The sequence below is a fragment of the Marinitenerispora sediminis genome (genome assembly GCF_003336425.1).
GTDB classification, from domain to species: Bacteria; Actinomycetota; Actinomycetes; order Streptosporangiales; family Streptosporangiaceae; genus Marinitenerispora; species Marinitenerispora sediminis.
In genome coordinates, this window is the sequence record NZ_QEIO01000021.1 from 44209 (window position 1) to 51604 (window position 7396).

The 7396-nt window shown below is 75.4% G+C and carries 7 protein-coding genes; 4 read left to right on the forward strand and 3 right to left on the reverse strand.

Going from position 1 to position 7396, the window contains the following annotated elements; translation table 11 throughout:
- Nucleotides 1-246 precede the first annotated feature (246 nt).
- Nucleotides 247-1725, forward strand: a complete 1479-nt coding sequence (glpK, locus tag DEF28_RS06425; protein ID WP_114396240.1) for a glycerol kinase GlpK — start codon at nt 247-249, stop codon at nt 1723-1725.
- A gap of 63 nt (nt 1726-1788) precedes the next feature.
- Here glpK and DEF28_RS06430 read toward each other — a convergent pair whose 3' ends face one another.
- Genes DEF28_RS06430 through DEF28_RS06440 form a run of 3 tightly spaced genes read right to left on the reverse strand, consistent with a single transcriptional unit; the run spans nt 1789 to nt 4469 of the window.
- Nucleotides 1789-2466, reverse strand: a complete 678-nt coding sequence (locus DEF28_RS06430; protein WP_233515128.1) for a response regulator — start codon at nt 2464-2466, stop codon at nt 1789-1791.
- Between the two features lie 52 nt (nt 2467-2518).
- A complete protein-coding gene (gene macS / locus DEF28_RS06435) occupies nt 2519-3637 on the reverse strand; it encodes a MacS family sensor histidine kinase (RefSeq protein ID WP_233515129.1) in 1119 nt (372 codons plus the stop codon).
- Between the two features lie 7 nt (nt 3638-3644).
- Nucleotides 3645-4469 carry a lysophospholipid acyltransferase family protein gene (locus DEF28_RS06440; RefSeq protein WP_114396239.1) on the reverse strand — a complete coding sequence of 275 codons (825 nt, stop codon included), beginning with the start codon at nt 4467-4469 and terminating at the stop codon, nt 3645-3647.
- 289 nt (nt 4470-4758) lie between these two features.
- Here DEF28_RS06440 and DEF28_RS06445 point away from each other — a divergent pair, with 289 nt between their 5' ends.
- From DEF28_RS06445 to DEF28_RS06455, 3 genes are all read left to right on the forward strand, one after another.
- The gene (locus DEF28_RS06445; protein ID WP_114396238.1) at nt 4759-5526 is read left to right on the forward strand and encodes an alpha/beta hydrolase; all 768 of its coding nucleotides are present in this window, start codon (nt 4759-4761) and stop codon (nt 5524-5526) included.
- Nucleotides 5523-6392: a hypothetical protein gene (locus tag DEF28_RS06450; protein ID WP_114396237.1), complete on the forward strand. Its 870-nt coding sequence runs from the start codon at nt 5523-5525 to the stop codon at nt 6390-6392. Before DEF28_RS06445 ends, DEF28_RS06450 begins: the two co-directional genes overlap by 4 nt.
- A gap of 82 nt (nt 6393-6474) precedes the next feature.
- A complete protein-coding gene (locus DEF28_RS06455; protein ID WP_114396236.1) occupies nt 6475-7173 on the forward strand; it encodes an endonuclease/exonuclease/phosphatase family protein in 699 nt (232 codons plus the stop codon).
- The last annotated feature ends 223 nt before the right edge of the window (nt 7174-7396 follow it).

Here is a 7396-nt window from a genome sequence, read left to right on the forward strand (position 1 = left end):
CCGGAATCCGCGGTGGGCGCCGCGGGCGCGCGAGCGCCGCCGCGGACCCTTGACCTCGTGGCGCGTCCCCGCCACCCTGGCGAGGACGCTGTGACCGCCGTCACGGCCACCGGATCACGTAGCGTTGCGAATTCCACAAACCGGGGTAAATCCGGGTGGAAGACGACCGACACGGGAGCACGGTGCCGTGCCGCATGTCTCACATGGTCTAGACCATAGTCGCCAGAGCTACTGGAGGCCAACCCCATGTCCGTGCTCACCATCGACGCCGGCACCACCGGAGTCACCGCGCTGATCGTCGGCGAGAACGGCGCCGTCCTCGCGCGGGGCTATCAGGAGTTCGCCCAGCACTACCCCGATTCCGGATGGGTCGAGCACAACGCCGAGGAGATCTGGCAGGCCACTCTCGCCGCCTGCCGGACCGCCCTGGACGGCACGGAGGACGCCCCCACGTGCCTGGGCATCACCAACCAGCGGGAGACGGCCGTCCTGTGGGACCGCAGACGCGCCACCGCGCCCCGGCGGGCCATCGTCTGGCAGGATCGCCGCACGGCGGGCATCTGCGCCGAGCTGCGCGACGCCGGGCACGAGGACCGGGTCACGGAGCTGACCGGGCTGCGCCTGGACCCCTACTTCACCGCCTCCAAGCTGACCTGGATCTCGCGGCACGACACCCGCGCGTGGAGCGGGGTGCTGGCGGGCGACGTCGCCGTGGGCACGGTCGACTCCTACATCGTCTGGCGGCTGACCGGCGGTAGGCGGCACGTGACCGACGCCTCCAACGCCTCCCGCACGCTGCTGTACGACATCCGCGCCGGGGAGTGGTCCCCGGAGCTCTGCGAGCTGTTCGGGGTGCCGCTGTCGGCGCTGCCGGAGGTCGTGCCCTCGTACGGACCCGTGGGCGACACCGACCCCGAGGAGTTCTTCGACCTGCGCATCCCGATCGCCGGGATCGCCGGCGACCAGCAGGCCGCCATGTTCGGGCAGAACTGCTACCTCCCCGGATCCTCCAAGTGCACCTACGGAACCGGGTCGTTCGTGCTCGTGAACACCGGCGGCGAGGCGATCGACCCCAAGCACGGCCTGCTCAGCACGGTGCTGTGGCAGCACCCCGACGGCCGGCTCGACTACGCCCTGGAGGGCTCCATCTTCGTGACCGGGGCCGCGGTGCAGTGGCTCCGCGACGGCCTCGGCCTCATCGACACCGCGCCGCAGTCCGAGGCCCTCGCCGCGAGCGTGCAGGACTCCGGCGGCGTGGTGTTCGTCCCCGCCCTGACCGGCCTCGGCGCGCCGGACTGGGACCCGCACGCCCGCGGCGCGATCTTCGGCATCACCCGGGGGACCGGGCGGGCGCACCTGGCCCGGGCGACGCTGGAGGCCATCGCCTTCGAGGTGCGCGACGTGGTCGACGCCATGGCGGCGGCCTCGGGCACCGAGCTGCCGGAACTGCGGGTGGACGGCGGCGCGGCGGCCAACGACCTGCTCTGCCAGCTGCAGGCCGACCAGCTCGGCGTGAGCGTGGCCCGCCCCCGGATCCAGGAGACCACCGCGCTCGGCGCCGCCTTCCTCGCCGGGCTGGGCACCGGGGTGTGGGCGTCCACGGAGGAGCTCATGCACACCTGGCAGCTCGACCGGCGCTTCGAGCCGGGGGACCGCGACGAGCGCGCCTACCGCCGCTGGCGCACCGCGGTGGAGCGGTCGAAGGGCTGGGCCGAGCTGGACTAGCGCGGGCGGCGCGCCGGCTGATCGCCGGAGGCGGCCGTCCCCGCTCCCCGGGCGGGGACGGCCTCACTCCTCCGCGTCGGTCCCCTGGTCGATCCCCTGGTCGATCGCGTAGCGCACCAGCTGCACCCGGTTGTGCAGCTGGAGCTTGTTCAGCGTGTTCTGCACGTGGTTCTGCACGGTGCGGTGCGACAGGATCAGCCGCGTGGCGATCTGCTTGTAGGTGAGCCCCTTGGCGACCAGCCGCAGCACCTCGGTCTCGCGGTCGGTCAGCCGGGGGGCCTCGGTGCGCTCGGCCGGGCGGGGCGCGGCAGCCAGCCGGCGGTACTCCCCCAGCACCAGGCCGGCCAGTCCCGGGGTGAAGACGGCGTCGCCGACGTGCACGCGCCGGACGGCGGCGATGAGCTCGTCGCTGCTCGCCGACTTCACCAGGTAGCCCGTGGCACCCGCCTTCACGGCGTCCAGCACGTCCTGGTGCTCGCCGCTGGCCGACAGGATGAGCACGCGCGGCGCCGGATCCTGCGCCAGCAGCTCGCGGGTGACCGCCACTCCGGACATGTCGGGGAGCTGGAGGTCCAGCACGGCCACGGTCGGCCGCGCGGCGGGCGCGACGCGGACTGCGGTCCGCCCGTCGCCCGCGGTGGCGACCACCTCCAGGCCGGCCTCGCCGAGGTCGCGGGCGACGGCGTCCCGCCACATCGGGTGGTCGTCCACCACCATCACCCGGATCCCACCGTGCTCCATCCGTCGTCCCTCCTGCTCGGCGCCGGGGCGCGGGCGCGCCGGCGGTCCGACCTCATCGTGGCACGCGCATCTCGATCTCGGTCCCCTCGCCGGGGGCGGTCGTGATCGCCACCTCGCCGCCGAGGTCGCGGATCCGGCCCCTGATCGACTGGGCGATCCCCAGCCGCCCGTCGGCCGCGGCCCGCTCGGCGCGGCCGGCCGGCATGCCGGGCCCGTCGTCGCGGACGGTCACCGTCACGGTCCCGCCCTCGTCCTCGACCAGCAGCCAGACCCGGGTTCCGGGCGGGCAGTGCCGGTCGACGTTGGCGAGCGCGGCCCGCACCGCCGCCTCGACCTCGGCCGCGCACCGCTCCGGCAGCGACACCTCCGTGGCGGGGGTGGACACGGTCACCGCCGCCGAGGCGAGCGCCTCCAGCCGGCCGCACAGGTCCACCGCCTCGGGCCGCCCCGGGGCGGCCGAGGGCTCCCGCCCGATGAGGCCGCGCAGCGCGGCCTCCTGCTCTCCGGCGAGCCGGCCGAGTTCCGCGGCCTCGCCGCCGAGCGCGGTCCCGCGCCGCTGCACCATCGCGAGGACCTGGAGCACGGAGTCGTGGATGGACCGCGCCAGCCGCTCGCGCTCGCGGGTGCGCGCCTCCAGCTCCACCGCGCGGGCGAACCGGTGCTCGGCCTCGGCGGCGATGTGCGCCATGTAGCCGACGGCGTAGCCGGCGAGCAGCAGCAGCACGACGCCGTTGAGGACGGGCGCGCCGAAGGCGCCGCGCAGCAGCACGTCGGCGGCGCCGTAGCCCAGGGCGGCACCGACCGCCCAGCGCCGACCGCCCAGCACGGCCGCCGCGAGCGGCGCCGCCGCGAACCAGGTGGCGGTGAGGGGCGGGGCGGCGTCGAGGTAGCCGGCCCCGCCGACGAGGCGGGTGCTCAGCATGCAGGCGAAGGCGATGGCGAGGTCGGCCACCATGAGCGGCCGGCAGCGCCACTCCGGACGGGCGTAGGCGTAGCCGGCGGCGGCGGTCCACACCGCCATGACCGCGGTGACCCCCCACGCGAGCGCGGGGTGCTCCATGCGCCCGAGGTGCTGCAGCATGAGCGCGACGGCGTGCACCAGCGCCGCCGCGCGGAAGACCGCGATACCGCGCCACAGGGGCACCTCGAAGCCCACGGCCGCGGCGCCCAACCCGGGCTCAGTCCGCGGAGTCCTTCCGGCCCTCCGCCCGAACGGCCCGGCGCTCGGCCCGCCGCTTGGCCCGTTCCGCCTTGCGGGTCTCGCGCGCCGCCCGGCGGCGCTCTCGGCGGTCGGCGTGCTGCTCCTTGCGTCCCTCACGGGCCGCGGCCTCCAGTTCCGCCTTGACCGACTGCGCGTAGCGGTCGACGTACTCCTGACCGGACAGCTCCATCAGGGCGTACATGATCTCGTCGGTGATGGCGCGCAGGACCCGGGGGTCCTTCTCCATGCCCTCGTAGCGGGAGAAGTCCAGCGGCTTGCCGAACACCACCTTGGGCCGGATGCCGAGCTTGGGGACGGTGCGCCCGGGCGGCATGATCTTGTCGACGTTGATCATCGCCATGGGCACCACGGGCGCCCCGGACTCCAGCGCCAGCCGGGCGACCCCGGTGCGCCCGCGGTACAGCTTCCCGTCGGGCGAGCGGGTGCCCTCCGGGTAGATGCCGAGCAGCTTGCCCTGCCGGAGGACCTTCAGGCCGGTCCGCAGCGCCGCCTCGCTGGCCTTGCCGCCGGAGCGGTCGATGGGGATCTGCCCCACACCGGTGAAGAAGAGCCGGCTGGCCAGCCCCTTGACCCCCTTGCCGGTGAAGTACTCCGCCTTGGCGAGGAAGGTGATCTTGCGCGGCAGCGGGAGCGGCCCGAAGAAGTGGTCCGAGAAGGACAGGTGGTTGCTGACCATGATCGCTGGCCCGTGCCGGGGCACGTTCTCGACGCCTTCGGCCCGCGGTTGCCACAGCACCGCGAGCACCGGGCCGAGGATCGCCTTGACCACCCAGTAGAACACCCAGTCTCACCCCCGCCCGCGCGGGGAGGGCCGACCTGGGCCGACCCCGGCGTGCCGTCTCTCCGCCACCCCGCTGCCACGAACAATCGCCGTTATCTTCGCATCGCCGGAGCACTACTACCAATGGCGCGTCGGGTTACCAGCCAGTAAGAACGCGGTCCGGGGCGCGGGAGGCCCCGCGGGGCGGGTCTTCCGGGGACCCCCGCACTCGGCTAGTTTCGGTAGCGCCACTGCCGCGGCCTCCCGCGCGCGGCGGCGCCGGGCCCCCTATCGACATACGGAGACAGCGATGCCGCTACTACCCGGGGCCGCCCCCTTCCGGCACGACGGCGGACCCGTGGGCGTCCTGCTGTGCCACGGCTTCACCGGCAGCCCCCAGTCGCTGCGGCCGTGGGCGCAGCACCTGGCCGCCGCGGGGCTGACGGTCGACCTGCCGCTGCTGCCCGGCCACGGCACCAGGTGGCAGGACATGAACGCCACCACCGCCGACGACTGGGCCGGCGCCACGGAGGCGGCGTTCGCGGAGTTGCGGGAGCGCTGCGCCGAGGTGTTCGTCATGGGGCTGTCGGTCGGCGGCTGCCTGGCGCTGCGGCTGGCCGCGGCGCACCCGGGGGCGGTGTCGGGGGTGGTGGTCGTCAACCCCTCGCTCGCGCTGGAGAACCCGCTGCTGCTGGTGGCCTCCGCCCTGCGCGGCGTGCTGCCGTCCACCCGCGGGGTGGTCGACGACATCAAGAAGCCCGGCGCCCACGAGGTCGGCTACGAGCGGGTGCCCACGGCGGCCGCGGCGACGCTGCCCCGGCTGTGGCGGACGACGCGCCGCGGTCTCGGACGGATCACCGCCCCGATTTTGGTCTACCGCAGTCCCGAGGATCATGTGATCGGTCCGGCGAGTCTGCGTATCCTCACAAGTAGGGCGGTCAACGCACCGGTGACCGTCCGGTCCTGTGACGACAGCTACCATGTCGCCACCCTCGACAATGACGCGGCCACCATTTTCGGCGGCAGCCTCGCCTTCGTACGCGACAACAGCCGGAGCGGGGAAGGACTAGACGCATGACGCACCGCCGCGGCAACGGCCTGCTCGCGGACGCATATGTCCCGCTGATCCTGCTGCCCCCCGCGCTGGCCGACGTCATGCTGGACGCGCTCCGCCGCGCCGGGATCGCCGCCTACGCCATCCCGCTCGACGAGGACGTGCTGGAGCCCGGCGACGCCGCGCTGGAGGAGCCGCCGACCGACCACCTCTACGTCGACGCCAACGAGCGGCACGCGGCCGAGGAGATCCTGCGCACCGAGCTCCCCGACCTGGAGGCGCGCACGCTGGAGCCCGGCGGCGACCCCGGGGAGCAGCGCGAGCCCGGCGACACCGGGTCCGGGCGCCCGCCCGCCGAGGCCGTCCAGGACGTCGCTCCGGCCGGCGCGGCCGGCGACGACGACGTGTGGGCGGACCTGGTGTCGCGGTTCTACGAGCCCGGCGGGTCCGGACGCGACGCCCCGAGCTGGCCGGACGCGGAGAACCTGTCCGCCGGCGAGTCGGCCCCGCTGGCCGACCGCGTGGACCTCGACGAGCTGGCTGCCGTCGACGGGCTCGCCGACCCCGATCCCGACCCCGCCCCGGCGGACCCGGCGGCGCGCGCCGCGCGGGCGGCCGGCGAGGACAGACCGGGCGACGACCACGACCACTTCGTCCCACCGCCGCCACCGCCGCTGCCCCGCGGCGACCTCGTCAGCCGGCTCTCATGGGCGGGACTGTTCGGCGGACCGGTCCTGCTGCTCGCCTCCACCATGCTCAGCCTCGACATCCCGGGCTGGCTGGCGTTCTGCGCGGTGGCCGCCTTCATCGCGGGCTTCGTGGTGCTGGTCGTCCGGATGGGCGACCACCCGCCGCGCGACAGCGGCCCGGACGACGGCGCGGTGCTCTGAGGCGCCCGGCCCCGCCCTCCGCTGGCGCCGAGAGCGAGAACCCCGATGGTGGGCGGCGGCCGCCGCGGGGTATCACCCCCGGGTGCCCGTCCTGCGCGTCCTCACGTACAACATCCGCTCGCTGCGCGACGACCCCCGGGCGGTCGCGCGGGTGATCCGGTCCTGCCGCCCGGACGTCGTGTGCCTGCAGGAGGCTCCCCGGCTGCTGGGCTGGCGCCGCGCACGGCGGCGGCTGGCCCGCTGGACCAGCCTGACTCCGGCGGTGAACCGGCGGGCGGGGGGCCTCGCCGTGCTGGTCCGGCCTGGGGTCGAGGTCCTGCACCGGGAGCACCGCGTCCTGCGGCGCGTCCCCGGCCCGCACCTCCGGGCGGTGAGCGTCGCGGTCCTGGAGGCGCACGGCCGCCGGCTGGCGGTGGCCTGCACCCATCTGGACCTGGCGGCCGGCGCCCGGCTGCGGCACGCGCGCGAGGCGCTCGGTGTCCTGGAGCGCGTCGCCGCCGAGCGGGGAGCCGCACCGGTGCTGGCCGGGGACCTCAACGAGGGCCCGGACGGTCCGGCGTGGCGGTTGCTGGCCTCCCGGCTGGACGACCCCGGCGCGCAGAGCAGCCGGTACGCCGCCGCGACGTTCACCGCCCGCCGGCCGCGCCTCCGCATCGACGCGGTGCTCACCGCCCCAGAGCTCACCGTACGGCGCGCCGGCGTCCCGGTGGACCTGCTGGCCGCGGCCGACGTCACGGCCGCCAGCGACCACCGCCCGGTGCTGGTGGACCTGGAGCTGTGACCACTCCCCCGTCCCGGTTCCCGACCCGCACGGCTGCGCGCCGGCCGCCCGGAGGCGGGCGGTGCGCGCCGCGGCGGGCCGCGGGGCGGCGCTCATCCGCCGCGGGGGCGGGGGCATATCCCCCTTCGGAAGGACCGTGCGGCGGGCTCGCGCGCTCCCCGGCGGGCCGGTGCGGAACCCGGGAGTCCGGGCCGCGGGCGGGAGGCCGTCCTGCGGCCCGTGT